Here is a 25,542-nt window from a genome sequence, read left to right on the forward strand (position 1 = left end):
GACTGTTGTTCGTCAGTTGGAATGTCCCGGCGCCCATGCGGTGCGACGGACCAATGTTGTCGCTGGTCGGCCGCGGTTCGGAAGCGAACGGTCGGATGAGCGAACCGGGCGTTCCATTTGTTGGACCACGAGCGATAAGAACGACGTGCTCGGTTCGTTGCGTTATCTGCATGGGAGGACAGAGAGTGAGCGAAGCGACGATCGAACGGGCGGCTATGGGGGGCCGCGGCGTATTGGAGGGTGCATTCGCCCTGTTGGAGGTCCTCGCGGAAGGGGACGAGGTCGGCTTGACACAGCTGGCCTCGGCCGCGGGACTGCCGAAGGCCACGGCCTACCGGCTGCTCAACCAGTTGGTCGTGGAGGGCGCGGTGCAACGGCGCAGCGGCCGTTATCAGATCGGCCCCCGGGTGTATCGGCTCGGGCAGACCTGGCAGCCCGCGCGGTTGCTCAGGGCGGCCTCGGCGCGGCCACTCGGGCAGTTGACCGCGGCCTCGGATCGCGGGGGTTTCAGTCTCGCCGTGACCGATCGGGGGCACACGATGTTGATCGGCGGCATCGGGCGCGAGATCGATGAGATCTTTCCGCTGCGCGCGGGCGTGCTGCTGCCGCCGGGCACGGCGGCGGAGCAGGCCCTCGCCATCGGGCGTACCGTCACCACCCCGCCGACGGGCTATTCCCAGCGGGAATGGAGCAGGCAATTGGCGGTGACCCGGGAACGGGGACTCGCCTACGACACCGATATGACCCGGTTCGGGCTGGCGTGTGTGGCGGCCCCGGTCCGCGGACCGTCCGGCGAGGTGGTCGCCGCGCTGGCGGCGACAGTGGCAGACCTGCCCCGGGTGCCCGCGGTCGCGGAGGCGGTGCTGCGGGCGGCGGGTCTGGTGAGCGCGAACCTCACCAGGCTGCTCAGGTCGACCGGCGCGATGTCACTGTGAAACCGGTTGGCGTCCGGCGCGGTCCGGACGCCACACCGGCGCGGTCAGTCGTGCGCGATGCCCGCGCACCAGACCTTGGTGATGGTGCGGGTCGCGTGGATGTCGGCGAGGGGGTCGCCGTCGATCAGCACGAGATCGGCCCGCTTGCCCGGGGCGACGGCGCCGCGATCGGTGAGCCCGAAATGCTCGGCGGGCAAGCTGGTCGCGGCCTGCAAGGCCTCGGCGGTAGAGAGTCCGGCGGTGACCAGCAGTTCCAGTTCGCGATGCAGGGAATCACCGTGCGGCGGCTGGTACGGCACGCCCGGGGTGCTGTTCGCGTCGGTGCCGGCGAGCACCGCGACGCCCGCGGTGTGCAGCGCGGCGACGGTGGCGAGGCAGTCGGCGAAGCCGAGGACGCCCTGCGCCTTGGCGATGCCCTGCATCATCGTGAGGGTGGGCGTGGCCACCCGCCCCTCGGTCGCCATCCGGTGCACGTCCTCGGCGGGTACCTGCCCGTCCATCGGGACGTGCGTGATGATGTCGGCGCCGATATCCAGCGCCAGGGCGTAGGCGGCCAGCGACGTGGCGTGCACGACGGTGCGCAGATTCCGGGCGGTCGCGGCCGCCACCACCGCTTTCGCCGTCGCCGCGTCGGGGCCGCCCGCGCCCGGGGCTTCCAGCATCAGCTTGATGTAGTCCGACCCGGCACCGGCCCGCTCGGCGACGAAGGTCTCGGCGTCCTCGACACCGCGGATGACGGCCTGCTCGGCCAAGCCGGGTAGGTGCGCGTGCACCCCGCCCGGGCCGATGATCGGCACGCCCGCGCTGCGAATGTCGGTGGTACCCGGTCGATTTCGCAGAGCGTCCAAGCGCTCGGACGGCCAGGTGGCCATGTCGAGCGCGGTGGTCACGCCGTGCGCGGCCAACTGGTCCAGCGACTCCGCGCCGGACACGTGGACGTGCGCGTCGATCAGGCCCGGTAGCAGGACCGCCCCGTGGCCGTCGACCTCCTCGGCCCCGGCCGGGTCGGTGCCGATCACCGCCCCGTCGATCACCACCGTCGTCGGCTCGGTGAGTCTGTGCCCGTCGAAGACCCGAACGTTGCGCAAGGCGGTTTTCCCGTTCGCTGGGGCTTCGACAGTCACGCGGACCTCCGGTGCGGGTAGTCGTCAGCGGCGGGATGCAACCGCTCAGCATGGAACGTTAGTAGCCGTCAACCCATTTGTCCGCACACGAAGTGGTAACACCTTGCGCATGGTCGGATCGCGCTAGTCGGCGAGCCGGGCGCCGGTCTCCGGATGGAAGAGATGCACTGCGGCAGCATCGGTTACCGCGAGCCGCACCGATTCGGCGAGCCGCGCGGGCGCCCGCATCGCCGAGCGCGCGACGAACAGGAACGACTCGCCGTCCAAACCCGTCACCGCGGCGCCCGACGGGCGGGCGTAGACGTACGATTCACTCCCGAGTTCCTCGATCAACTCCACGGTGACCTCGAAACCCTCTGCATCCCTTCGCAATTCGAGCTGTTCGGGCCGGATGCCCACGGTCACCCGGGACAGGCCGAGCTCGGCCAGGCGGGCCAGCCGTTCGCGCGGCAGTTCCAGTGTGCTGCCCGCCATCTCGACCCCGCCGGGCACCAGCGCCACCGTGCACAGATTCATCGACGGCGAGCCGATGAAGCCCGCCACGAACGCGGTGGCCGGCCGATCGTACAGCTCGGCCGGGGTGCTGAACTGCTGCAACCGGCCGTCACGCAGGACCGCGACCCGGTCGCCCATGGTCATCGCCTCGACCTGATCGTGCGTGACATAGACGGTGGTGGTGCCCAGCCGCCGTTGCAGCGCGGCGATCTGGGTGCGGGTCTGTACCCGGAGCTTGGCATCGAGGTTGCTCAACGGCTCGTCCATGCAGAACACCCGCGGCTCCCGCACGATCGCCCGGCCCATCGCGACCCGCTGCCGTTGCCCGCCGGACAGTTTCGCCGGCTTGCGATCCAGGAACGGGGTGAGGCCGAGCAGCTCGGCGGCCTCGGCGACCCGCCGTTTCCGTTCGGCCAGCGGCACTTTCATCATCTTGAGCGCGAAACCCATGTTCTCGCCCACGGTCTTGTTCGGGTACAGCGCGTAGTTCTGGAAGACCATCGCGATATCGCGATCCTTGGACGGCACACCGACCATGTCCGCGCCGTCGATGCGGATGGAACCGGCGTCGATCTCCTCCAGCCCGGCGAGCATGCGCAGCGCGGTGGACTTGCCCGAGCCCGAAGGCCCGACCAGGACGATGAATTCGCCGTCGGCGATATCGAGATCCAGCGAGTCGACCGCGAGACTGTCGGCCCCGGCGTAGACACAGGACGCCGAGTCGTAACGAATGGTGGCCATGAGTGGTGTGTTCCTTACTTGATGGCGCCGAAGGACAGGCCGCGCACGAGCTTGTTCTGCGCGATCCAACCGGCAAGGACGACAGGGAGCGCGGAGAGCACCGCGGCGGCGGACAACCGGGCCCAGTACAACCCCTCGCCGGTGATGAAACCGACGAGGAAGACCGGAATCGTCTGTGCCTGAACGGCAGTCAGGTTCACCGCGAAGAAGAATTCGTTCCACGAGAAGATGACGCAGATCAGCGCGGTCGCGGCGATACCGGGTGAGACGAGCGGCAGGATCACCTCGCGCACCGCGGTCCACAGGCTCGCGCCGTCCATGCTCGCGGCCTCGAGCAGCTCGCTCGGCACCTCGAGGAAGAACGAGCGCATCATCCAGACCGCGATCGGCAGGTTCATCGCGGTGTAGAGCACGACCAGCGCCCAAATGTTGTCCAGCAGACCGATATCGCCGACGATCACGTACAGCGGCACGATCGCCGCGACCACCGGCAGCATCTTGGTGCCGATGAAGAAGAACAGCGCGTCCTGGGTGCGCCGCACCGGCCGCAGCGACAGCGCAAAGGCGGCGGGCAGGCCGAGCAGCAGCACCAGGATCGTCGACATCGCGGTGGCGAAGGCGGAATTCAGCAACGTGGTGCCGATACCGCTGTCCAGCACCGCGGCGAATTGGTCCAGCGTCGGGGTGAAGAACAGTTTCGGCGGATCGGTGTAGGCGTCGGCCTCCTGTTTGAACGCGGTGAGCACCATCCACAGCACCGGGAAGAAGAACCCGATGCCGACCACCCAGGCGAGCACCGTCCAGAGCAGGCCGCTGCGGCTGCGCCTGCGGCGGACCGGAACCTGTTGCGCGGTCATGCCGCCTCCTCTTTGCCGGTGAAGGACTTGAACAGCAGGCGCAGGGCCAGGGTGGCGACCACGGTGGTCGCGACGACGGTGATGACGCCCATTGCGGCCGCCTGACCGATATCGAAACCGAGGAACGCGCGCTGATAGATGTAGAACGGCAGGTTGGAGCTGGCGATGCCGGGACCGCCGGAGGTCATCATGTACACCGCGTCGAAGGTGTTGACCAGGTAGATGGCCCCCAGCACCGCGCCGAGTTCGATGAACCGGCGCAGGTGCGGCAGCGTGAGCTCGCGGAAGACCGCGAACGAGCTCGCGCCGTCGACCCGGGCGGCCTCCACGATGTCGCGCGGCATGGACTGCAGTCCGGCCAGGATCAGCAGCATCATGAACGGCGTCCACTGCCACACCAGATCGGCCATCACCGCGGGTAGCGGATAGCGGCTCACCCAGTCGATCTGCCCGGCGCCGAACGGTTTCAGCACCACGTTCACCAGACCGAACACCGGGTCCAGCATCGTCGTCTTCCAGATCAGCGCGGCCGCAACGGGTGTCACCAGGAACGGGGTGATGAGCAGCGTGCGCACGATGCCGCGCCCGAAGAACGCCCGATCCAGCAGCAGCGCCAGCAGCAGCCCGAGCACCACCGAGATGATGACCGTGCCGACGATCATGACCACGGTGTTCAACGCCACCTGACGGAACTGACTGTCGCGGAACACTTCCGCGTAATTGTCCAGGCCAGTGAAATGCCGCGAACCGGGACGGACCAGGTTCCACGACTGGGTCGAGTAGTACAGCGTGAACACGAACGGCAGCTGGGTGACGACGATCATGAAGATCAGCGCGGGCAGCAGCGGTCCGCGCCGCCGCCAGCCCTCGGCCCTGGAGATCCGGTCGCGGCGGGAGACCAGCGGGGGCGCCGACTCGGGCGCGGGCAGCGCGGAAGCTGCTGGTGCGGTGGTGGTTTCCGACATTGTCACTGACTTTCTCGATACGACCGCCCGACCACGTCGGCGTACTGCTGCGCCTGGTCGAGGGCGGCACGGACGCTGATCCGTCCCGCGACCGCGGCGCTGATCTGCTGGCTCACCCTGGTGCCCAGATCCTGGAATTCCGGAATGGTCAGGAATTGGATGCCGGTGTAAGGCACCGGTCGCACGCCGGGATGCTCCGGGTCGACACCGGCCATCGCCGACAAGGTGAGCGGCCCGTACGCCTTGGACGCCTCGCGATACTCGGGTATCTGGTAGGTCGAAAGACGGCTGCCCGGTGGCACATGCGACCAGCCGAGCTTCTCGCCCACCATCCGGATGTAGGGCTTGCTGGTCATCCAGGACACGAATTTCCATGCCGCGTCGGGCTTGTCGGTCGTCTTCGGGATGCCGAGCGACCAGGTGTAGAGCCAACCCGCGTTCGGCTTCTGCATGGTCGGCGCGAGCGCATAGCCGATCTTGCCGACCACTTTGCTCGACGCGGGGTCCTCCAGCACCGAGACGGCCGAGGTGGCGTCGTACCACATCGCGGTGTTCCCCTGCGCGAGCTGTGTGGCGCATTCACCGAAACCACTGGTGGCCGCGCCGGGTTCGCCGTGCGTGCGCACCAGATCGATGTAGAACTCGACGGCCCGCACCACCTCGGGGCTGGTGAGCTGGGCATGCCAGTTCTCGTCGAACCACCGGCCGCCGAAGGTGTTGATCACCGTGTTGAGCGGGGCCAAAGATTCACCCCAGCCGGGCTTGCCGCGCAGGCAGATGCCGGACCGCCCGGCCGCCGGATCGTCCAGTTTCGCGGCCGCGGCGGCGACCTGCTCCCAGGTGGGTTCGGACGGGATGCTGAGACCGGCCTGCTCGACCAGATCCTTGCGGTACATCAGGAACGACGACTCGCCGTAGAACGGCACCGAATACATCGAGCCCCGATACGACAGCGACTTACGCAGCGACGGGATGAAATCTTCCTCGTCGTAGCCCGGCGTATTGCGCGCGTAGCTGGAAAGGTCGGTCAGCCAACCGTTCTCGGCCCACTGCGGGGTCTCGTAGTTGCTGATCATCACCACGTCGAACTCGGCGCCGCCGGTGGCGACCGAGGCGGTGATCTTCGCCCGGGCCTCGTTCTCCGACAGCGAGATGAATTTCAGCTTGGTCCCGGGGTTCTCGCGTTCGAACTCCCCGGACAGCGCGATCGCGTCGCGCATCTGCGAATTCGAGACCATGGCGATGGTGACCGTATCGCCGCCGGCGCCGAACGAGCCGGCGCCCGCACAGCCCGCCGCGGCCAGTACGGCCGAAATCCCGAGCGCCAGTAAGTTTCTCCGTATCGGGCTGTGCCTTCGCATCAGGCCGCACCCTCCTTCTGCTCCAGCAGCCACCGCGCGCACTCGATATCGGTGACGAGAATCTTGGCCAGCCCGCCGCGCAGTGCGCCGAGGGTGGCTTCGTGCTTGGCCGCGCCGCCGGCGATCAGCAACGTGGCGGGACAGGCGCGCACCGCGTCGAGGGCGACCGAGACCGTCCGCGCGGCAAGCGATCCCACGACATCGCCGCCATCGGCGCGGAAGAATCTGCCGCCGATCTCCCCCACCGCGCCGAGCCCGCGCAGTTCGTCGAGGATCGCGGTATCGAGGTAACTGCCCTCGAACAGCGTGGTCGCGGTGGACACCGTGCCGACGCCGAACATCATCACCTCGGCGTGCCGGCCGAGCGCCATCGGCTTGCCGAGCACCGAATCCTGTTCCAGCGCAGTGACAGTCGCCGGGTCGGCGTAGAGCGGGGCGTGCAGCCGGACCGGGGTGGCCTGCAAGTAGGTCGCGCAGCGGCCGAGGGTGTATTCGACGCCGGTCTGATAGTCGCCCGAGGTCATCGACCCGTCCAGCTGGACGACGAACGTGCAGCGGGTCGTCTTGGTGTGCAGCTCGTGCGCCACCGCGATCGTCTCTGGGCCCCAGGTGAATCCGAGGGTGTCGCGCGGTTGCAACCGGCGCGTGAGCACGGCGACCGCGGCGCGAGCCAGCGGCTGCAGGCCGGACGGCGAACCATCGGGCACGTCACGCAGCACGACCGCCTCGGTCAGACCGAACGCCGTTTCGAGTTCGCGTTCGAGCTCGGTGTGCACGGTGTCGCGCAGGTCGTCCGGGAGGCTGATCTCGATGCGCACCAACCCCTGGGCGCGCGCCCGGGCGATGAGCCGCCCCGCGGTCGGTCGCGAAACTCCGAGTTTGGCCGCGATTTCGGCTTGAGTAGCGCCTTCCAAGTGATAAAGCTGCGCGGCGCGAAGCGCGAGCCGGACGTCATCCGGCATACCCGGCCGGGATGGGACGGTGGCCACATGGCCTCCTCAATGAGTCTGAGCATATGCTCAGCATGTGATCTCCTGCTCACAGAGGGTACCATCCGATATGTGACGTACACAACAGTGGTGGGGTAGTTATGACTTGGGACACAGGCGTGCCGCTCGATGCCGCGACGCTACGGAACCTCGGCGCGGGGATCGCGACACCGGCCTACGATCGGTCGGAGATCACCACCGGCATAGTGCATTTCGGTGTCGGCGGCTTTCACCGCGCACACCAGGCGATGTACCTGGACCGATTACTGGAACGCGGCGAGGCGCGCGAATGGGGCATCTGCGGCGTGGGCGTGCTACCCGGCGACCGCCGGATGCGCGACGTATTGACCGCGCAGGACGGGCTTTACACGCTGTCGGTGCTCGCCCCGGACGGCGGCTGGACCGCCCGGGTGATCGGCTCGATCGTCGAATACCTTTACGCCCCGGACGATCCCGAGGCCGTGCTGGCGAAACTGGCGGCGCCGAGCACTCGCATCGTCTCGCTCACCGTGACCGAGGGCGGCTATCACATCTCGGCGACCACCGGCGAGTTCGCCGCCGAGGATCCGGCCATCCAGGCCGACCTCGTCCCGGATGCGGTGCCCGCCACCATCTTCGGGCTGATCACCGAGGGGCTGGCCCGGCGGCGGGCCCGCGGTATCGCGCCGTTCACCGTGCTGTCGTGCGACAACATCGAGGGCAACGGCGAGGTCGCCCGCAAAACCTTCAGCGCGTTCGCCCGGCTGCGCGACGCCGACCTCGGCGACTGGGTGGCCGCCGAGGTGCGCTTCCCGAATTCGATGGTCGACCGGATCACCCCGGTGACGCCGCCGGACGCGGCCGCCGAGGTCGAGCGGCGCTTCGGCGTGCGGGACGGGTGGCCGGTGATCACCGAACCGTTCACCCAGTGGGTGCTGGAGGATTCGTTCACACTGGGCCGGCCGGACTACGGCGCGGTCGGCGTGCAACTCGTCGACGATGTCGCGCCGTACGAGCTGATGAAGCTGCGCCTGTTGAACGCGAGCCATCAGGCGCTGGCCTACTTCGGCTATCTCAGCGGCTACCGGCTCGTGCACGACGCGGCGCTGGATCCGGTGTTCCGCCGATTCCTGTTGCGTTACATGGACGCCGAGGCCACCCCTACCCTGCTGCCGGTGCCCGGCGTCGATCTGGCCGACTACAAGCAGACGCTGATCGAGCGGTTCGCCAACCCGGCGATCGGCGACACCATCGCCCGGCTCTGCGCGGAATCATCGGACCGCATCCCCAAGTGGGTACTGCCGGTGATCCGCCGCCGCCTCGCCGACGGTGGCGAGATCACCTGCGCAGCAGCACTTGTGGCCAGCTGGGCGCGCTACGCGGAAGGCACCGACGAACAGGGTGAACCGATCGAGATCGTGGATCGGCTGCGCGAGCGCCTCGGCCCGCTGGCCCGCCGCCAGCGCACGGACCGCACCGCATTCCTCAGCGACCGCGAGGTTTTCGGCGATCTGATCGACGAGCCACGCTTCGTGCGCGAGTACGTCGCGGCGCTGGATTCGCTGTACGCCAAGGGCGCTCGCGCGACGGTCGCCGAACTCGCGGGCTAGGCAGCGCCTAGCCGCAGCCCGGCGTCCCGGCGTTGCTACCGGTCGCGAACGGCAGGCACAGCCCGGAGGACCCGGTGTTCAGCGCCCGGACGAACTGACCGGCCAGTGCGTGCGGGTCGGTGACCCGATCCGCGCCACTGGCGATCGACGGCGCGTCGGGCGCCTGTGCGGACGCGGTGCCCTGCCCCAGGGCCACGCCGGCGCCGATCGTGGCACAAACGGCGAACGTGCGAAGGGAGACCGTACTAATCAGTTTCTGCATGGCCTCAAACTAGTGCGATAACTCGATCGCCCAACGCCCCCAATTGCTGGCCCCCGACTTCTGGTGCCGCCGCCATCGCCAGCACCAGTGCGACCGGAGTCAGAGCGGAAGAACCCGGGTGACGGCGTGGGTCTCGCCGCCGACGGTGAACCAGATGTCGAGGTCGGTGCCCGTACGCTGCGCGACCAGCGCGACCTGATCACCGGACTTCAGCGGCTTCGCGTACTCGATCACGGTGCGGTGTGCGCCCGTCTTCAGGTCGTGGTGCTCGGCGAGGATCTCCTCCACGCCGCTCAGGTAGACACTGTTGTTCACGTGGTCGAGCATGTCGATGTCGGTGATCCGCAGCGGGAAGGGACGCACCTGGATGTCGGCGGCGTCGATGCGGGGCGCGGGCTCGGTGAGCGCCGCCTTCCAGCGCAGGCGGTGTTCGGTGGTGGCGGCCAGCATGGGCGCCATGAAGCGGTCGCTCATCCGCGCCGGCAGCCCGGATTCGGTGCCGAAATGGATCAGGAAGGCCTCGGTCTCGACCAGGCCACCGCCGCTGCCGACGATCTGGACCCGCATATTGCACCAGCGGTTGGACAGCCCGGAACACCAGCGGCGCAGCGTGACCCGCTCCCCGAACAGGATCGGCTTCAGCACGTCGATCACGGTCCGGCGGACCACCCACCCGGGATGGGCGTCGCCGTCGTCCACCGCGTCCAGATGCTCGAACCCGATGTCCTGCAGGTAGCGGGCGATGGCGTCGAGGCGCAGGTGTTGCTCGCCGTCGGTGTCGGCGAGACGGACCGGCCATCCCGTCTCGAACGGGGTTCCGGTGGTCGGACCTTCCGGCAGCACGCTGGGAATGACCATGCAGGGATACTGCCAGGTCCGGCCGCCCGCGCGCGCAGCGGCACGGTCAGCGCGTCGTGCATCTCACATCTGTGCATCGCGGCCGCGGCCGTCACACCGCGGGGTTGACCCTCACACGGTGTCAGCTCGTTGACTCGATGCCATGCACGCTTACATCGGTTCGGTTCCCTACTGCTACAGCAATTCCCTGGCGATGCTGCTCGGCGCGCACGCGCCGTCTCCCGCGGTGATCGAGACGCTGACCGGATCGCCGTTCGGCGTCCAGCTCGAGGGCGGCACCGTGCCGTTCTTCGATCCGGTCGGCTGGCACCCGGAGATCGGGGTGCGTGCCGCGATCGAGTTGCTCGGTTGGTCGTGCACCCGCAGCGCGGGCGGGCCGGCCCCGGCCGCGCTCGAGCGGTTGCGGGACGCGACCAGGCGGGGGCCGGTGCTGGCCGGTCCGCTCGATCTCGGGTTGCTCACCTATCGGCCCGGTGCCGAAGCCGCGCTCGGAGCGGACCACTACGTGGTGGTGCTGGCGGTGGCGGGCGACACGGTATTGCTGCACGATCCGCAGGGGCATCCGTTCGCGACGCTGCCGACCGAGGAGTTTCTCGAGTCGTGGCGGGGCGAGCGGGTGACCTACAGCGATACGCCCTTCGTGCTGCGCTCGGATTTCGTCCGGGAACGGGAGGTGTCCCCGGTCGAAGCGCTGGCATCGTCCATGCCGCAAGCGATCCGGTGGACGGCGGGCGCGTCCGACGCCGCGGCGGCGATCGCCGATCTGGTCACGCGGGGACTTCCGGCTGAGATCCGGGGCTTGCTGGCCGAATTCGGTATCCGCGTGGGCAGCCGCCGGCTGATCGACGCCGCGGTGAGCCTGACGCTGCTCGGCCGCACCGCGGCGGCGGAACTCGCCGCGACGCAGGCCCGCCTGATCGGCAGCCTCCAGTACCCGCTGGTGGCGGGCGACGACAGCACGGTCGCCGCCACCCTGCGCGAACTCGCCCCCGGTTACGACCGGCTGGGCGCAGCCCTCGCCTGAAAACCCACGCACCCCTTCCGCTTTCCCGCACCCGCTGTGCCATGCCAGAGCGGGTGCGGGAAGCCAGAAAGGGTGCGGGTCTGCTACTTCTTGCCGCGCTCGCGCTTCTCGCGGACGCGCACCGAGATGCGCACCGGCGAACCGTCGAAGTTGAACTCCTCACGCAGCCTGCGCTCCAGGAAGCGGCGGTAGCCCGCCTCCAGGAAGCCGGTGGTGAACAGGACGAACGTCGGCGGACGGGTGGACGCCTGGGTGGCGAACAGGATGCGGGGCAGGCGACCGCCGCGCATCGGCGGCGGCGTCGCCGCGACCACTTCCTTCAACCAGTTGTTCAGGCGACCGGTGGAAATGCGCTTGTCCCACGACTCGAGCGCGGTCTCCATCTGCGGCACCAGCTTCTGCACCGCGCGACCGGTGTGCGCGGAGATGTTGACCCGCTGCGCCCACGGCACCCGGACCAGATCCCGGTCGATCTCGCGCTCCAATTGCAGGCGACGGTCCTCGTCGACCAGATCCCACTTGTTGAAGGCCAGCACGAGCGCACGACCGGAGTCCGCGACCATGCTGATCACCCGCAGGTCCTGCTCGGTCATCGGCTGCGAGGCGTCGATCAGCATGATCGCGACCTCGGACGCCTCCAGCGCCGCCTTGGTGCGCAGCGACGCGTAGAACTCGGTGCCGCTGGAATGCGAGACCTTGCGGCGCAGACCCGCGGTATCGACGAATTTCCAGACCTTGCCGCCCAATTCGACCAGCGAGTCGACCGGGTCGACCGTGGTGCCCGCGACATCGTGCACCACCGAACGCTCGTCGCCGGCCAGCTTGTTCAACAGGCTGGACTTGCCCACATTCGGCTTACCGACCAGGGCCACCCGGCGCGGACCGACCCCGCCGGTGCCCTCCCGCGGCGTCTCCGGCAGGACGGCGAGCACGTCGTCGAGCAGATCGCCGGTGCCGCGGCCGTGCGCCGCACTCACCATGCGCGGCTCGCCGAGACCGAGCGACCACAGCGCGGCGGCCTCGGACTCGATGCGCTGATCGTCGACCTTGTTGGCGACCAGGATCACCGGAATCTTGGAGCGGCGCAGCTTCTTCACCGCGGCCTCGTCGGTGGCGGTCGCGCCGACCACGGCGTCGACCACCAGCAGGATCGCATCGGCGGTCTGCATCGCCACCTCGGCCTGGCGCGCCACCGACTGCTGCAAACCCTTGGCGTCGGGCTCCCAGCCGCCGGTGTCCTGCACCAGGAAGCGCCGGCCCGCCCAGTTCGCCTCGTAGGAAATTCGGTCCCGGGTGACGCCGGGGATGTCCTCGACGACCGCCTCGCGGCGGCCGAGGATCCGGTTCACCAGCGTCGACTTGCCGACATTCGGGCGGCCCACCACCGCGAGCGTGGGCATCGCGAGCAGCTCTTCACCGTCGAACTCGCCGTCGAGATCGGTGAGCTCCCACTCGGTTTCGTCACTCCAGATGCCGTCGCCGGCCATCACGTCTTCGGTCACTGCGAACCTCCCGTCCGGCCTACCGAAATCTGCTGCGCGACAACGCGGTACAGCTCGTCGATGACCTCATCCATGTTCAGGTCGCTGGTGTCGACCAGCACGGCGTCGTCGGCCGGACGCAGTGGGGACACCTTGCGGGTGGAATCGAGGTTGTCGCGTCGCTGCACATCGGCGAGCACGGCCTCGTAGTCGTCGCCGCGGCCTTCGGCGATGTTCTGCTGATTGCGCCGATGCGCGCGCGCCTCCGCCGAGGCGGTCAGGTAGATCTTGGCGTCCGCGTCCGGCAACACGACGGTGCCGATATCGCGGCCCTCCACCACGATTCGCTGTGCGTCCGTGGTGATTTCGCGCTGCAACGCGACCAGCAGCTCCCGCACCTCGGGCACGGCCGACACCGCGGAAACCGCCTTGGTGACGGCGTCGCCACGGATCTCCGAGGACACGTCCTCGCCGTCGAGCCGGATCACCTCACGGCTCGGATCGGTCCCGATCGAGAGCGGCAGTTCCTTCACCGCGGCGCCGATCGCGGCGGCATCGGTCAGCTCGACACCGGCGCGCAACACCCGCAGCGTCGCCACCCGGTACATCGCACCGGTGTCGAGATAGCGGGCGCCGAGCCGGGTCGCCACGCGCCGCGAGACGCTGGACTTGCCGGTACCGGACGGGCCGTCCATCGCCACCACGAGCGGACCGGTCCCCGACATCTGCCGAGGGGCCTCGACCGGAATCTCCACACCCATCACAACGACACCGCCTCGTAGAGTTTGCCGATTTCCGCGCGGCCGAGCACCCGCAGCGTGCCCGGCCGCTGGTCGCCGAGCGCGACCGGACCGATATTGGTGCGCACCAGCCGGGTCACCGGATGGCCGACCGCGTCCAGCAGCCGTCGCACGATGTGTTTGCGCCCTTCGTGCAACACCAGTTTCACCAGAGAACGTCCCTCGCCCAGCTCGAGCACCTGGAAACTGTCCACCTTGGCGGGACCGTCCTCCAGCTCGATGCCGTCCTTGAGGCGTTTGCCGACCGACTTGTGCACCTCGCCGTTGACCGTGGCCAGGTAGGTCTTCGACACCTGGAACGACGGATGCATGAGCCGATGCGCCAGATCGCCGTCGTTGGTGAGCAGCAGCAGGCCCTCGGTGTCGGCGTCGAGACGCCCGACATGGAACAGGCGCTGACCCGCCGCCACCCGCTCGGCGACGATGTCACCGACACAGGGACGACCCAGATCGTCGGACATGGTGGATTGCCAGCCCTTGGGCTTGTTCAACGCGATGTGCACGAGCTCCTCGCGCACCATCACGCGAGTACCGTCCACCCGGACCACCGCGACCTGCGGATCGATCCGCAGACCCTGCTCGCGCACGATCGCACCGTCGACCTCGACCCGGCCCTGCGCGATCATCTCCTCGGCGGCGCGACGCGACGCCACACCCGCCTTGGCCAGCACCTTCTGCAAACGCTCGCCCTCGCCCCACGGCATCTTGACGTGGCCCTCGGCGGCCGCGGGCTCCACGTGCTGGCGCTTCGCGGGCTTGGCGTTGCTGAGCAGCGGAGCGGACTGCGTCTGCTTCTGCGGCTTCGGGTTCTTCTTCTTGCCGGTCGGCGCGGGCTGGGCGGCCCGGCGCACCGGGATGCCGTTCGGCGGGGTACCCCACTGGGCGGTGCCGCCCTGGCCCGGGCCACGTCCCGAATTACCTTGCGCGGAGCCGCTTTCGGTCCTGGGACGGTAGGAAGCGCCCTGCGCGGAGCCGTCGGTGCGGCCACGGTAGCCGTTGCCGCCCTGGGTGTTTCCGCCGTCGTTACGGCCGCGGTAGCCGTTGCCGCCCTGCGCGGGACCGTCGGAGCGGCCACGGTAGCCGTTGCCGCCCTGCGTAGTTCCGTTGCGGGTGCCGCGGTATCCGTTGCCCTGAGCATTTCCGCTGTCGTTACGGCCGCGGTAGGAGCTGTCGCCGTCGGAGCGGCCACGGTAGGAGCCGCCTTCCGTACGGTCGCGGTACGAACCGCCTTGTGCAGCACCGCCGCGGTACGAGCCGCCGCCTTCCTGGCGGTCGCGGTACGAACTGCCGCCGTCCTGGCGGTCCCGGTGCGAGCCGGCGTTGCCGCGATAAGCGTTGCCGCCCTGGGCGTTTCCGCGGGACGCGGTACCGCGGTATCCCCCGTCGCCGCGGGCGCTGCCGCGGTCTGTTCCCCCGCGAGCCGCACTGCGTGCGTCTCGCGTCGCGCCACCCCTGCTGGGCTGGTCGCTGCGTTTCCTACGATCCGGTGTGCCATCTCGGCGAGCGGGCGTATTCATTTTGTCCTGTCAATCCTCGCTGCCGAGGTCCAAGTCGGCCTCGGCGGGTTTCTTCAGCTTGGTGTAACGGGGGTCCGTGTCCAAGCTCTCGTTGATCTCATCGATCAGGTCGACGCCCGGGAGCAGGGGCGCCAGCGGCGGCAGGTCGGTCAGCGACGCGAGCCCGATCCGCTCCAGGAACAGCTCGGTCGTGCTGTACGTCGTCCCGTTCGTTTCCGGGTCGACGCCGGCCTCGGCGATCAGGCCCCGAGCCAGCAGCGTGCGCATCACCCCATCGACGTTCACGCCGCGCACCGCACTGACCCTGGTCCGGGTCACCGGTTGACGGTATGCCACCACCGCCAGAGTTTCCAAGGCCGCCCGCGTCAGTTTGGTGCGAGCGCCGTCGAGCAGCACCCGTTCCACATAGGGCGCGTACTCGCTGCGAGTATAGAAGCGCCACCCGTCTCCGACGAAACGCAGATCGATCCCGCTCCCCCGCGCCGACAACTCCGCCGACAGCTCGCGCAGCACCCCCTCCACCCGCTCGGTGGTGTCGTCCAACGCCGCCGCCAACTGCTCTACCGGGGCCGGAGCGTCCACGACGAGCAACATCGCCTCCAACGCCGACCGAAACTCCGCATCCTCCAGAAACTCCGGCGTGAACTCCGACACTGTGTTGTCTGCGACTGGTGTCGCGTCGTGCGTGGGCACGTTTTCGGCGGACGCATCGCCCGCGTCGGATGCATGGACCGCGTCGGACGCAGAGGCAGAACGGGCCCCCGAGCCTTCAACAGCATCGTCCCCGTCGGTCGCCCCCTCCGCCGAGCCGTCAACAGTCCCGCCCGCAACACCCAGGGTCGCCTCGACCGCCCGGGCCGCAGGCACCGTCGCGGCGGGGCGCACGCGACCGGCAGCAGCCGTCACTGCACCAGCTCCAGCCGAGCCGTTGGCAGAGCCCTTCGCAGGCGGGGTGTCCTTCGCAGGCGCGGCGTCCACGCCATCGCGCGTCGCCTCCTCGTCTGCGGCCGCCGAGCCATCGGCGGCCGATGTAGCAGGGGTCGCGGCGGCGGGGGCTTCCTCGCCAGGCGCCGCAGCGGCCGAGTTGTCGGCAGAAGACGTTGCGTCGGCGGGGACTGCGGCGTCCTCGGCGGAGCCCAGGTCCTCGGGGCGACTAGTGGCCGAAGGCGAACTGTCTGCGGGAGGTGGGGTGGGCTCCGACTGTGGCTGGGCCGAGACCGGGGTGTCGGTGTGCTCGGTCACCCGTAGTCCTCCTCGATGGTCACGGTGCTGGTCTGGACGTCGTCACCGATCCAGCTGATCGACAGTGGGCCGAGCGGGTCGGGCTGGTCGAACTCGATCGTCTTGCCTCGGTACAGCTCGAGCAGCGCGAGGAAGCGGGCGACGATCTCGACCGGCACGGTGCAGTCGGCGACCAGCTCGGTGAAGGTCGTCCAACCACCTTTGCCTGCCAGCTTCAGCCGTTCGAGCACCAGCGCGGCCTGTTCGGCGATCGACACGGCGTGGTTGTGCAGATGGTCGAGCCCAACCTTGGGCACCGGGCGCGGCCGGAACGCCGCCGCGGCGATCGCGGCGAATTCGTGCGCGTCAACTCCCAGCGTAACCTCGGGCAGCAGGTCGGCGAAGCGCTCCTCCAGGCCGACAGCGCGCGGATACCGCCGCAGCGCGACCGCCTCCAGTTCGCCGAGCAGCTCGGCCACCTGCTTGAACGCCCGATATTGCAGCAGCCGCGCGAACAGCAGGTCGCGCGCCTCCAGCAGTTCGAGGTCCTCGGCGTCGGTCATCTCCCCCGAGGGCAGCAGTCGTGCCGCCTTGAGGTCGAGCAGCGTGGCGGCGACGACCAGGAATTCGGTGGTCTGGTCGAGGATCTTGTCGGCCCGCAGTGTCGTCGTGGCGTCGTCGGACAGGGCCGCCGTCAACGCCTTGGTGTAGGCGATGAACTCGTCGGTCACCTGGTGCAACGCCACCTCGGTGACATCCAGTTTCCGCGAGCTGATCAGGGTCAGCAACAGATCGAACGGCCCCTGAAAGTTGCTCAACCGCAGATGAAACCCGGACTTCTGCTCCGTCTCCTGTGCCCCGCCCGCGACCGAATCACCCGCGCCCACGCCAACACCCGGCCCTGCGGCACCACCGGAGGCCTGGGCGTCAACAGGCACGGCTGCATCAACCGATGCCCCAGCATCGCCAGGCACTCGCGCAGCACTCGACACCCCGGCGGCCTCGGTGTCGCTCACATCCTGAGGACGCGACTGTGCCGTTTGCTCGGCAGCCGTCGACTCCGAGGGGGGCTCGGGGTTCGTGGCGTCGGGCTCCTCGGGCATCTGGACATCATGGGACACACCGGAGTGGTCCGATGTGTGCAGGGCGGGGGTCGACGTAACCTCGTCCGCCGCACGGTCCGGTGGGTCGGCGCGCGCCGCAGCCCGCTCCAGGAGGTCGCCCGACGGGTGGTCGTCGCCGTGGACGACCCCGTGGCCGGGCGTGTGGGTGGTAGCGGGTGGTGCGGGGTCGTTGCTGCCGATCACCGGCCGGACCGGTGGATGACTTCCCGCGCCATCGCCCGATATGCTTCGGCTCCACTGGATTTCGGCGCCCACGTGGTGATCGGCTCACCCGCGACGCTGGCGTCGGGGAACCGCACGGTCCGCGAGATCGCCGCGTCGTAGACCAGGTCACCGAACACTTCGACGACCCGCGCCATCACCTGCCGCGAATGCAGTAGTCGCGCGTCGAACATGGTGACCACTATTCCGTACAGGCTGAGCCTGGGGTTGAGGCGGTCGCGCACCTTCTCCACGGTGTCGTTGAGCAGCGCGAGCCCGCGCAGCGAGAAGTATTCGCATTCCATCGGAATGATGACGCCGTCGGCGCAGGCGAGCGCGTTGACGGTGAGCAATCCGAGCGACGGCTGGCAGTCGATGATGATGTAGTCGTACCGGTCGCGGATGGAATGCAGTGCGCGGCCGAGCGAATGCTCCCGCCCGACCTCGTTGACCAGCTGGATTTCCGCGGCCGAGAGGTCGATGTTGCTGGGCAGCAGATCCATGTTCTCGACCCGGGTCGGCATCAGCACGTCGTCGATCGAACCTTTGGAGCCGACCAGCAGGTCGTGCACGGTCAGCTCGAGATCGTGATGGGCCACACCCAATCCCGCGGACAGCGCGCCCTGCGGGTCCAGATCGACCAGCAGCACCCGCCGCCCGTACTCGGCGAGCGAGGCGCCGAGATTGATGGTGGAGGTGGTCTTGCCGACGCCGCCCTTCTGGTTGCACATGGCGATGATGAGGGCGTCGCCGTGCCGCTCCAGCGGCGGCGGGTCCGGCACGAGTCGCAGGGGGCGCCCGGTCGGGCCGAGTGCCGCGTCCTCCGCGACAGGAAGATCGGCCCCGGTGCCCCACAGGGTTTCGGCCGCCGCCGCCGAGGCGGGACCCGGATGCGGCTCCGCCCCAGCACCCATCGGCGGCTCTGCCGCTCCGGCTGATGTCACGATCCGCTGCTCCTTATACGTTCCTGCCCGTTGCCTCGCCGAGCGTAGCGAAGCCGATCAGGCCCGACCTCGCTTTCGTACGGTCCAGCTCTCGATAGACGCTACCGCTTATGAGCGTGCAAGAGCCGCGACGCGCGCGGCGTGTTCGCGGCACCACGCCGGGCCGCGAACAGCAAAACGCTACCCCGTATCGCTCTGCGCCACTCCGGGTCACCGGTGAAACGCACGTCGAAGCGGCCGGGTGACTCGTCCGAGCTGTCCCGATTCCGCCTCCCCGCGGCTGTCCGGATGCGCTCGGCACGAACGATACCGGGTGCCGCGAGCGCGCCGGTCTAGCGGGCGCGGGGATGCGCGGTCGCCCACACCTCGCGCAGGGTGTTCACCGTGACGAGGGTGTAGATCTGGGTGGTGGTGACCGAGGCGTGGCCCAGGAGTTCTTGCACCACACGGACATCCGCACCGCCGTCGAGCAGATGGGTGGCGAAGGAGTGGCGCAGCGTGTGCGGCGAGACGGCGGCGCCGATGCCCGCGCGTTCGGCCGCGGTCTGCAACACCTGCCACGCGGTCTGGCGCGACAGCCTGCCGCCGCGCGCGTTCAGGAACAGCGCGCCCGCGTTCGCTTTGCCGGCGGCGGCCAGCATCGGACGCCCCCGCACCAGGTAGGCGTCCACCGCGGCGAGGGCGGGCCGGCCGATCGGCACCATGCGTTGCTTACCGCCCTTGCCGTGCAACACGACCGCGCGTTCGGCGATATCGAGATCGTCGACGTCCAGTCCGACCATCTCGGAGATGCGCGCGCCGGTGGAGTAGAGCAGTTCCAGCAGCGCGCGGTCGCGCAGCCCGCGCGGTCCGCCGTCGGTGCCGGGTGCGGCGTCCGGATCGTCCACGGCCCCGCCGCCCGCGGCTTCGAGCAGCTTCAGCACCTGGTCGTAGGGCAGGGCTTTGGGCAGCCGGCGACCGGGGGCGGGCGGTTTCACCGCGTGCGCGACATCGGTGACGGTGAGGCCTTCGGCGGCGGCGAACCGGTGCAGCCCGCGCACCGCGATCAGGGCACGCGCCACCGAACTCGCGGCCAGCGGCGGATGGTCGGGGCCGCCCGCGCGCAAGGCCATGGTGAATTCGGCGACGTCGCCCTCGGCGACCTGATCGAGCGCGGTGATGCCGCGCCCGGTCAGGAAGTCGAGATAGCGCCCGAGGTCACGCCGGTAGGCGCCGAGGGTGTTCCGCGCGGCGCCGCGTTCGACCGCGAGATGGTCGAGGTAGGCGTCCAGTTCCCGCGCGAGCACCCGGCGCCCCCGTCAGTCCGCGGACTTCTGCGCCGCCTTGCGGCGCAGGAACGCCGTGGGCTGACCCGGCCACGGCGCGTCCGCCGGACGTAGTTCGGTGCCGCCGGCCCGCGCCGCGGCGAGCGCGAGCACACCGGCCACCGCGGTCGCGTTGACGATCTCCCCGGCCAGTGCCGCGCGCACCGCGTCGGCGACCGGCATGCGCACGATCGCCAGATCGGCTTCCTCGAATTCCGGCTCGGGCTGGTCGGTTTCGTAGAGTCCGCGCGCGACGTACACGCGCAGCGCCTCGTCGGTGAAACCCGGCGACAGCGCCACGTCCACCAGCACCGACCAGTCCCGCGCGGCCAGCCCGGTCTCCTCGGCGAGTTCGCGCCGCGCGGCGACGAGCGGATCCTCACCTTGCAGATCGAGCAGACCGGCGGGCAGCTCGAGCAGCCGCCTGCCGATCGGATGCCGGTACTGGTTGATCAGCACGACATTGTCGTCGTCATCGATCGCGGCGACCGCGACGGCACCGTGGTGCTCGATCACCTCCCGCTCGACGACCTTGCCGCCCGGCATCCGCACGTGGTCCAGCCGCAGCGCGAGAATCGCGCCGCTGTAGACCGTTTCGCTCGACACCGTCTCGAAATCGTGGCTGCCCGGTGCGGCAGCGCCCCCGTCCACCGTCATCGCGCTACGCCTGCTCCGCCGCGCTCACGAACTCTTCGTCCGGGATGTCCACGGGCAGCCGCTCGGCCAGCTTGTAGGTCAGCGCGGCCGCGACCAGCGCCGCGAACAGCGGATGCGGACGGGTCGGCCTGCTCTTCAGCTCCGGGTGCGCCTGGGTGGCGACGAAGAAGGGATGCACGTCGGCGGGCAGTTCGACGAACTCCACCAGATGCCCGTCCGGCGAGGTGCCGCTGAACCGCAGCCCGCTCTTCGCGATCCGGTCGCGGTAGGCGTTGTTCACCTCGTAGCGGTGCCGGTGCCGCTCGGACACCTGCTCGGCGCCGTACGCCTGCGCCACCACCGAACCCTTGGCCAGGGTCGCCGGGTAGGCGCCGAGGCGCATGGTGCCGCCGAGATCGGCCTCACCGGCGACGGCCTGTTCCTGATCGGCCATCGTGGAGATGACGGGATGCGGGGTGTCCGGCTCGAACTCGGCCGAATTGGCCTCGTCCAGACCGACCGACCTGGCCGCTTCGATGACCACGCACTGCAGGCCCAGGCACAGTCCGAGCAGCGGAATACCGCGCTTGCGGGCGTAGGCGATCGCGCCGACCTTGCCCTCGATGCCGCGGATACCGAACCCGCCGGGAATCAGCACCGCGTCCACGTCCCGCAGCGCGGCCTGCGCACCCGCGGGCGTCTCGCACTCGTCGGAGGGCACCCAGCGGATCTGCACCTTGGCCCGCGAGGCGAACCCGCCCGCGCGCAACGCCTCGGTGACCGAGAGGTAGGCGTCGGGCAGGTCGACGTATTTGCCGACGAGCGCGACCTCGACCGTCTCGCGCGGCGAATGCACCCGGTCGAGCAGATCGCCCCACACGGTCCAGTCCACGTCGCGGAACGGCAGCCCGAGCTTGCGCACCACATAGGCGTCGAGGCCCTCGCGATGCAGCACGCGCGGGATGTCGTAGATCGACGGCGCGTCCGGGGTGGAGATGCAGGCGTCGACATCGACGTCGCACATCAGCGCGATCTTGCTCTTGAGCGCCTGCGGCACCTCGCGGTCGCACCGCAGGATCAGCGCGTCGGGCTGAATACCGATGTTGCGCAACGCCGCCACCGAATGCTGTGTCGGCTTGGTCTTCAACTCGCCCGAGGGCGCCAGGTACGGCACCAGCGAGACGTGCAGGAAGAAGACGTTGTCCCGGCCGACATCGTGCCGGATCTGGCGCGCCGCCTCCAGGAAAGGCTGCGATTCGATGTCGCCGACGGTGCCGCCGATCTCGGTGATCACCACATCCGGGGTCTGCCCCTGCGCGTCCGGCGCGCTCATCGCGAGCACCCGGCTCTTGATCTCGTCGGTGATGTGCGGAATCACCTGGACGGTGTCGCCCAGGTACTCGCCGCGCCGCTCCTTGGCGATGACCGTCGAATAGATTTGCCCGGTCGTCACATTCGCGTCCCGGGTGAGATCCCGGTCCAGGAACCGCTCGTAGTGACCGACATCCAGATCGGTCTCGGCACCGTCCTCGGTCACGAACACCTCGCCGTGCTGGAACGGGTTCATGGTGCCGGGATCGACATTCAGATACGGGTCGAGTTTCTGCATCGTGACGCGCAGCCCACGCGCCGTCAGCAGCTGACCGAGGCTGGAGGCGGTAAGACCTTTACCCAATGAGGAGGCGACTCCACCGCTCACGAAGATGTGCTTCGTAGCTGTTCGCGCCTGAATCCGTGTTTGACCCACGGGTCTTCACGGTAACACGGATCAACTGTCCAGAAGTAACGCCACGCACGTTTGCTGCATATGTGCCGCGCGTGGCTGTCACCACTTGCTAGCGGGGGGCGGAGGCCAGTGTGAGGGAAGTCGCCTTGTCGCCGGTGCCGTATCGGCCTGCGCCGCCGTTCAGTTGTTCGGTGAGAGCCAGGACGGTGGTGACGCGGCCGATCTCGCGGTCCAGGTTGTCGACGGTGGTGACGGAGGTGGCGAGGGCGCCGTCGGAGCGGACGACGGCGATCGGGCCAGGGTTCTCGGCGGCGCCGGAGCGGCCGGCGAGGACGACGCCGGCGCCGCGGCCGCGCAGGGCGCCGGTGAACCTGGCGATGTTCGCGCCCTGGCTGTTCTCCGCGGACTTGGCGCCGTTGCCGGTGATCACGACGGCCAGCTGCGCCGGGTGCACCGGGGTGTCGCCGTAGGCGAGGAAGCCGCCGCCGCGCAGGGTCTCCAGGACGAGGCCGAGTTCCTGTGGGGTGCCGCGGGTTTGCCCGTTGGCCGGATCGAGCAGCAGCACCAGGCCGAGCAGGTCGCCCGCCATGCTGCCCTGATCGACTGCGCCGGTGCGCAATTGGGCCCCGGCCGGGATGACGTTGGTGACGGCGGTGCGCATCCGGTCGCCCTCGGTGGCGTCGGCGAACGCGTCGGTGAGCGCGATCCGGCCGGTGATCGCGGCCCCCGAGGTTTCCAGCGATTTGGTGACGCCCTCGATATCGGCGGGATCGGCGTCCGGCGTGGTGAACACGACCACGCTGCGGTCGGCGAGGGTGCCGCCGAGGATGCGTCCGGCGGAGCCCGCGATGAAGCGATCGGCGGCGTTGAGCTGATCGGTCAACTGCCGGTTCTGTTCGGACACGGTGTCGACCTGCTGGCGTAGATCGGACTTGTCCGCGCGCAGCCCCGACAGCAGATCCGCCGCTAGGGTCTGCGAGCCGAGCACGACGCCGATGGCGAGTGCCAAGAAGATCGCCACGATCGAGACGGCGTGCTGGCGTAGCGAGATCATCGTTCTCCTCTGGTCATGGAGCGCAGGCCGGTCACTGGCCGCCTGCGCCGACTAAGCCCTGCGCCCAGAGCGCGAACCGGTGCCAGGTGTCGGTGGCCCAGGTCAAGGCGTCGGTACCGGTGTTGGACGCGAGCAGCACGACGATCACCGCGACCAGCGCGGCGAGCACCACCAGCGCGACCCCGATGCCGGACACCCGGTTGCGGTACAGCGTGGCAACGGCTTTGGCGTCCATCAGCTTGGTGCCGAGCTTGAGCCGGGTCAGGAAGGTCGCCGGATTGCTCTCGCGCCGGCTGCGATCGAAGAAGTCGTCGAGCGTGGCGGCCGCGCCCGCGGTGACGATCAGCGCCGCACCGTGATGGTGGGCCAGCAGCAGCGCCAGGTCGGCGGGCGACCCCGAGGACGGGAACGTGGTGGCGCCGATGCCGAGATCCTGGATCCGCTCGAGGCCCTTGGCATGACCGTCGGTGTCGGCGGGCAGGATCACCTCGGCGCCGCATTTCAAGGTGGCGGTGGTGATCTCGTCCGGATCGCCGACGACGAGGTCCGGCTTGTATCCCTGCTTCATGAGCGTGTCCGCGCCGCGGCCGACGCCGACCATGATCGGCACGTACTCCTTGATGAACGGCTTGAGCCGCTTCAGATCCTCGGCGTGATCCGGCCCGTCGGCCACCACGACCACGTGCCGGTGCTTCATCGACAGTTCCAGTTCGGGCACGCCGATGCCGTCGATGAGCAACGCGCTCTCGGTGCGGATGAACTCGATCGTGTTGCCCGCGAAGGCCTCCAGATGATCGGCCAGCCCGTTGCGCGCCTCGATCATCCGCTCGGCGATATCGGCGTCGGTGAGCTCGATGCCCTCGACGAGCACCTCCGGCTCCTTCTTGGTGACCTTGTCGAGATAGACGACGCCACCGTCGATCCGGACCTTGATGCCGTCCTTGATCTTGCTGAAGGCATCCGAACTCACCGTGTCCAGCAGCAGGATCCCGTTGGCCACCAGCACCTCGGGGCCGAGATTGGGATAGCGGCCGGAGATCGACGGCGAGGTGTTGATCACGGCGACCACCCCCGCCTCGACCAACCGGTCGGCGGTGAGCCGGTCCAGGTCCATCTCATCGAGCACGACGACATCGCCCGGCCCCACCCGTTTCAGCAGACGCCGGGTATTGCGGTCCACCCGGGCGATCCCGGTGCGGCCGGGCAGCGTTTCGGTGTTCCTCGACAACAACGCCAGCATCTTCATGGTTCCGATGCTGCCCGCTAACCCTCAACCTTTGGTGGAGGCGCGCCGTATCACCTACCACATGGGTCACTGCTAAAACAGCGACTCGACCCACGACACGCGGAACTTCTGCCGGATCTGTTGTGGTCAGAGGCGAAAACGCCCCCTCGAACGGCCTGCGGGCCGTCACGCTCAGCCCGCGTGTGCCCTAGCTAACATTCGGCGCGTCTTGTGCGTCGGCAACCGTCCGGCATACCTTGACCCCATATTTCCATCTGGGATGGCTTTCGTCCGCGGCGCTGCGTACCGACAGAACTCCCACGGCATCTCCGACCGCAGACCGAGCGCGACACCCGCGCCGGACATCGGGTCGAATCGAAGGCGGTACGCACCGTGCACAGATTGACGAGATTCCTTATCGTTTCGGCGAGTACGGCGGCGATCGGTGCCGCGTCGACCCTCACCGCCCACGCCGATCCACGGATCCCCAGCATTCGATACACCGCGCAGGCGGTCGGTGACGCCGTCATACTGACGACCGATTCCGGATCGCTCGACACCGCGGGTGACCAACTGGAGATCCGGGACGACGCGGGCGTCCTGCGGGCGGCCTTCCCGCTCGGCTACTACCAGGACAATCGGCGCTGGCCCATCGCCGCGCGCGTCGACGGCACCACCGCGACCCTGACCCCGAGCCGAGACCCGGCCACCGCGACACCCGCGCCCGGCGTCACCGATCCGCTGCGCGAGGTCGCCCTCGACCCCGAATCTCCCGAGTTCACCAAGGCTTTGGAGAACTTCACCGCCGTCGTCGGCGTGGGCACCGCGCTGGGCACCCTCATCGGGACCGTTGTCGGCGCAGGCCTCGGCTGCGTGGTCGGCGGAGCACTGGTGGGCGGCGCGGCGACCATCCCGACCATCGGTGTGCTGACCATTCCCGGATTCCTCGGCGGGTGCCTGGTGACCGCCATCCCCGTCGCCGCCATCGGCGGCGTCATCGGCACCATCGGCTTCGGCATCCCCGCGGTCGTCATCGGCGGCTTCCTGCTCGGCGACGCGCTGTCCAAGCAGAATGCGGCCCCGCCGAAACCCTGACCCGCGAATCACCC

23 protein-coding genes are annotated in these 25,542 nt (G+C 69.0%); 4 read left to right on the forward strand and 19 right to left on the reverse strand.

All coding sequences use genetic code 11. From position 1 onward, the window contains the following. The first annotated feature begins 185 nt into the window (after positions 1-185). Positions 186-935: a helix-turn-helix domain-containing protein gene (locus TY25_RS33640; RefSeq protein WP_043671009.1), complete on the forward strand. Its 750-nt coding sequence runs from the start codon at positions 186-188 to the stop codon at positions 933-935. Positions 936-979: 44 nt separating this feature from the next. Here the strand turns inward: TY25_RS33640 and TY25_RS33645 are convergent, their stop codons facing one another. The 6 genes from TY25_RS33645 to TY25_RS33670 all read right to left on the reverse strand — a co-directional run bounded on the left by TY25_RS33645 (position 980) and on the right by TY25_RS33670 (position 7,440). After that, entirely contained in the window at positions 980-2,059 is a 1,080-nt protein-coding gene (locus TY25_RS33645) for an amidohydrolase family protein (protein ID WP_042263182.1), read from the reverse strand. A gap of 123 nt (positions 2,060-2,182) precedes the next feature. Next, entirely contained in the window at positions 2,183-3,295 is a 1,113-nt protein-coding gene (locus tag TY25_RS33650) for an ABC transporter ATP-binding protein (protein WP_042263184.1), read from the reverse strand. A 14-nt stretch (positions 3,296-3,309) separates the two neighbouring features. Continuing rightward, positions 3,310-4,152, reverse strand: coding sequence for a carbohydrate ABC transporter permease (locus TY25_RS33655; protein ID WP_014983586.1), 843 nt, complete (start codon positions 4,150-4,152; stop codon positions 3,310-3,312). Next, positions 4,149-5,117 (reverse strand): carbohydrate ABC transporter permease, encoded by a 969-nt coding sequence (locus tag TY25_RS33660; protein ID WP_106386991.1) that lies wholly within the window; start codon positions 5,115-5,117, stop codon positions 4,149-4,151. The genes TY25_RS33655 and TY25_RS33660 overlap by 4 nt, the downstream gene beginning before the upstream one ends. A gap of 2 nt (positions 5,118-5,119) precedes the next feature. Next, on the reverse strand, positions 5,120-6,478 hold the full coding sequence (locus TY25_RS33665; RefSeq protein ID WP_042263185.1) for an ABC transporter substrate-binding protein: 1,359 nt from the start codon (positions 6,476-6,478) through the stop codon (positions 5,120-5,122). Further along, complete coding sequence (locus TY25_RS33670; RefSeq protein WP_042263187.1) at positions 6,478-7,440, reverse strand: sugar-binding transcriptional regulator; 963 nt, start codon at positions 7,438-7,440, stop codon at positions 6,478-6,480. The genes TY25_RS33665 and TY25_RS33670 overlap by 1 nt, the downstream gene beginning before the upstream one ends. A gap of 146 nt (positions 7,441-7,586) precedes the next feature. Between TY25_RS33670 and TY25_RS33675 the strand changes: the two genes are divergently transcribed. Beyond that, entirely contained in the window at positions 7,587-9,056 is a 1,470-nt protein-coding gene (locus TY25_RS33675) for a mannitol dehydrogenase family protein (protein WP_042263290.1), read from the forward strand. 7 nt (positions 9,057-9,063) lie between these two features. Here TY25_RS33675 and TY25_RS33680 read toward each other — a convergent pair whose 3' ends face one another. Beyond that, the gene (locus tag TY25_RS33680) at positions 9,064-9,318 is read right to left on the reverse strand and encodes a hypothetical protein (RefSeq protein WP_042263188.1); all 255 of its coding nucleotides are present in this window, start codon (positions 9,316-9,318) and stop codon (positions 9,064-9,066) included. Between the two features lie 99 nt (positions 9,319-9,417). Beyond that, complete coding sequence (locus tag TY25_RS33685; protein ID WP_042263190.1) at positions 9,418-10,176, reverse strand: acyl-[acyl-carrier-protein] thioesterase; 759 nt, start codon at positions 10,174-10,176, stop codon at positions 9,418-9,420. Between the two features lie 142 nt (positions 10,177-10,318). On the opposite strand from TY25_RS33685, the gene TY25_RS33690 reads away from it, so the two are divergent. Beyond that, positions 10,319-11,200 carry a YobF C-terminal domain-containing protein gene (locus tag TY25_RS33690; protein WP_042263192.1) on the forward strand — a complete coding sequence of 294 codons (882 nt, stop codon included), beginning with the start codon at positions 10,319-10,321 and terminating at the stop codon, positions 11,198-11,200. Positions 11,201-11,283: 83 nt separating this feature from the next. On the opposite strand, the gene der is transcribed toward TY25_RS33690, so the two are convergent. From der to steA, 11 genes are all read right to left on the reverse strand, one after another. Next, positions 11,284-12,687 (reverse strand): ribosome biogenesis GTPase Der, encoded by a 1,404-nt coding sequence (gene der / locus TY25_RS33695; RefSeq protein ID WP_081594296.1) that lies wholly within the window; start codon positions 12,685-12,687, stop codon positions 11,284-11,286. Positions 12,688-12,698: 11 nt separating this feature from the next. After that, on the reverse strand, positions 12,699-13,442 hold the full coding sequence (gene cmk / locus TY25_RS33700; RefSeq protein ID WP_226887414.1) for a (d)CMP kinase: 744 nt from the start codon (positions 13,440-13,442) through the stop codon (positions 12,699-12,701). Beyond that, positions 13,442-14,998 (reverse strand): pseudouridine synthase, encoded by a 1,557-nt coding sequence (locus TY25_RS44810; protein WP_081869270.1) that lies wholly within the window; start codon positions 14,996-14,998, stop codon positions 13,442-13,444. Before TY25_RS44810 ends, cmk begins: the two co-directional genes overlap by 1 nt. Before the next feature lie 9 nt (positions 14,999-15,007). After that, positions 15,008-15,652 carry an SMC-Scp complex subunit ScpB gene (gene scpB / locus TY25_RS33710; RefSeq protein WP_041563774.1) on the reverse strand — a complete coding sequence of 215 codons (645 nt, stop codon included), beginning with the start codon at positions 15,650-15,652 and terminating at the stop codon, positions 15,008-15,010. Between the two features lie 584 nt (positions 15,653-16,236). Further along, positions 16,237-17,106 (reverse strand): segregation and condensation protein A, encoded by an 870-nt coding sequence (locus TY25_RS33715; protein WP_042263196.1) that lies wholly within the window; start codon positions 17,104-17,106, stop codon positions 16,237-16,239. A gap of 416 nt (positions 17,107-17,522) precedes the next feature. After that, entirely contained in the window at positions 17,523-18,458 is a 936-nt protein-coding gene (locus tag TY25_RS33720; RefSeq protein WP_014983573.1) for a ParA family protein, read from the reverse strand. A 362-nt stretch (positions 18,459-18,820) separates the two neighbouring features. Beyond that, entirely contained in the window at positions 18,821-19,774 is a 954-nt protein-coding gene (xerD, locus tag TY25_RS33725) for a site-specific tyrosine recombinase XerD (protein WP_042263198.1), read from the reverse strand. 12 nt (positions 19,775-19,786) lie between these two features. Next, a complete protein-coding gene (locus TY25_RS33730) occupies positions 19,787-20,449 on the reverse strand; it encodes an NUDIX domain-containing protein (protein WP_042263200.1) in 663 nt (220 codons plus the stop codon). A gap of 4 nt (positions 20,450-20,453) precedes the next feature. Then, positions 20,454-22,175 (reverse strand): CTP synthase, encoded by a 1,722-nt coding sequence (gene pyrG / locus TY25_RS33735; protein WP_029900377.1) that lies wholly within the window; start codon positions 22,173-22,175, stop codon positions 20,454-20,456. An 88-nt stretch (positions 22,176-22,263) separates the two neighbouring features. Continuing rightward, positions 22,264-23,208, reverse strand: coding sequence for a copper transporter (locus TY25_RS33740; RefSeq protein ID WP_042263204.1), 945 nt, complete (start codon positions 23,206-23,208; stop codon positions 22,264-22,266). Positions 23,209-23,239: 31 nt separating this feature from the next. Further along, positions 23,240-24,454 carry a putative cytokinetic ring protein SteA gene (gene steA / locus TY25_RS33745; protein ID WP_014983568.1) on the reverse strand — a complete coding sequence of 405 codons (1,215 nt, stop codon included), beginning with the start codon at positions 24,452-24,454 and terminating at the stop codon, positions 23,240-23,242. A gap of 381 nt (positions 24,455-24,835) precedes the next feature. Between steA and TY25_RS33750 the strand changes: the two genes are divergently transcribed. After that, the gene (locus TY25_RS33750) at positions 24,836-25,528 is read left to right on the forward strand and encodes a DUF8020 domain-containing protein (protein ID WP_370466232.1); all 693 of its coding nucleotides are present in this window, start codon (positions 24,836-24,838) and stop codon (positions 25,526-25,528) included. Positions 25,529-25,542: the final 14 nt, after the last annotated feature.

Source organism: Nocardia brasiliensis NBRC 14402, assembly GCF_000308475.2.
In the GTDB taxonomy this organism is placed as follows: Bacteria; Actinomycetota; Actinomycetes; order Mycobacteriales; family Mycobacteriaceae; genus Nocardia; species Nocardia brasiliensis.

What these genes read in the sequence shown, in the direction of transcription:
- TY25_RS44810 (WP_081869270.1), bottom strand. Translation starts at nt 14,998, where the DNA reads ATGAATACGCCCGCTCGCCGAGATGGCACACCGGATCGTAGGAAACGC.
- TY25_RS33670 (WP_042263187.1), bottom strand. Translation starts at nt 7,440, where the DNA reads ATGCCGGATGACGTCCGGCTCGCGCTTCGCGCCGCGCAGCTTTATCAC.
- TY25_RS33655 (WP_014983586.1), bottom strand. Translation starts at nt 4,152, where the DNA reads ATGACCGCGCAACAGGTTCCGGTCCGCCGCAGGCGCAGCCGCAGCGGC.
- TY25_RS33690 (WP_042263192.1), top strand. Translation starts at nt 10,319, where the DNA reads ATGCACGCTTACATCGGTTCGGTTCCCTACTGCTACAGCAATTCCCTG.
- der (WP_081594296.1), bottom strand. Translation starts at nt 12,687, where the DNA reads ATGGCCGGCGACGGCATCTGGAGTGACGAAACCGAGTGGGAGCTCACC.
- TY25_RS33680 (WP_042263188.1), bottom strand. Translation starts at nt 9,318, where the DNA reads ATGCAGAAACTGATTAGTACGGTCTCCCTTCGCACGTTCGCCGTTTGT.
- TY25_RS33685 (WP_042263190.1), bottom strand. Translation starts at nt 10,176, where the DNA reads ATGGTCATTCCCAGCGTGCTGCCGGAAGGTCCGACCACCGGAACCCCG.
- TY25_RS33660 (WP_106386991.1), bottom strand. Translation starts at nt 5,117, where the DNA reads ATGTCGGAAACCACCACCGCACCAGCAGCTTCCGCGCTGCCCGCGCCC.
- TY25_RS33665 (WP_042263185.1), bottom strand. Translation starts at nt 6,478, where the DNA reads ATGCGAAGGCACAGCCCGATACGGAGAAACTTACTGGCGCTCGGGATT.
- TY25_RS33730 (WP_042263200.1), bottom strand. Translation starts at nt 20,449, where the DNA reads ATGACGGTGGACGGGGGCGCTGCCGCACCGGGCAGCCACGATTTCGAG.
- cmk (WP_226887414.1), bottom strand. Translation starts at nt 13,442, where the DNA reads ATGGGTGTGGAGATTCCGGTCGAGGCCCCTCGGCAGATGTCGGGGACC.
- TY25_RS33720 (WP_014983573.1), bottom strand. Translation starts at nt 18,458, where the DNA reads ATGGGTGCTGGGGCGGAGCCGCATCCGGGTCCCGCCTCGGCGGCGGCG.
- TY25_RS33650 (WP_042263184.1), bottom strand. Translation starts at nt 3,295, where the DNA reads ATGGCCACCATTCGTTACGACTCGGCGTCCTGTGTCTACGCCGGGGCC.
- steA (WP_014983568.1), bottom strand. Translation starts at nt 24,454, where the DNA reads ATGAAGATGCTGGCGTTGTTGTCGAGGAACACCGAAACGCTGCCCGGC.
- TY25_RS33740 (WP_042263204.1), bottom strand. Translation starts at nt 23,208, where the DNA reads ATGATCTCGCTACGCCAGCACGCCGTCTCGATCGTGGCGATCTTCTTG.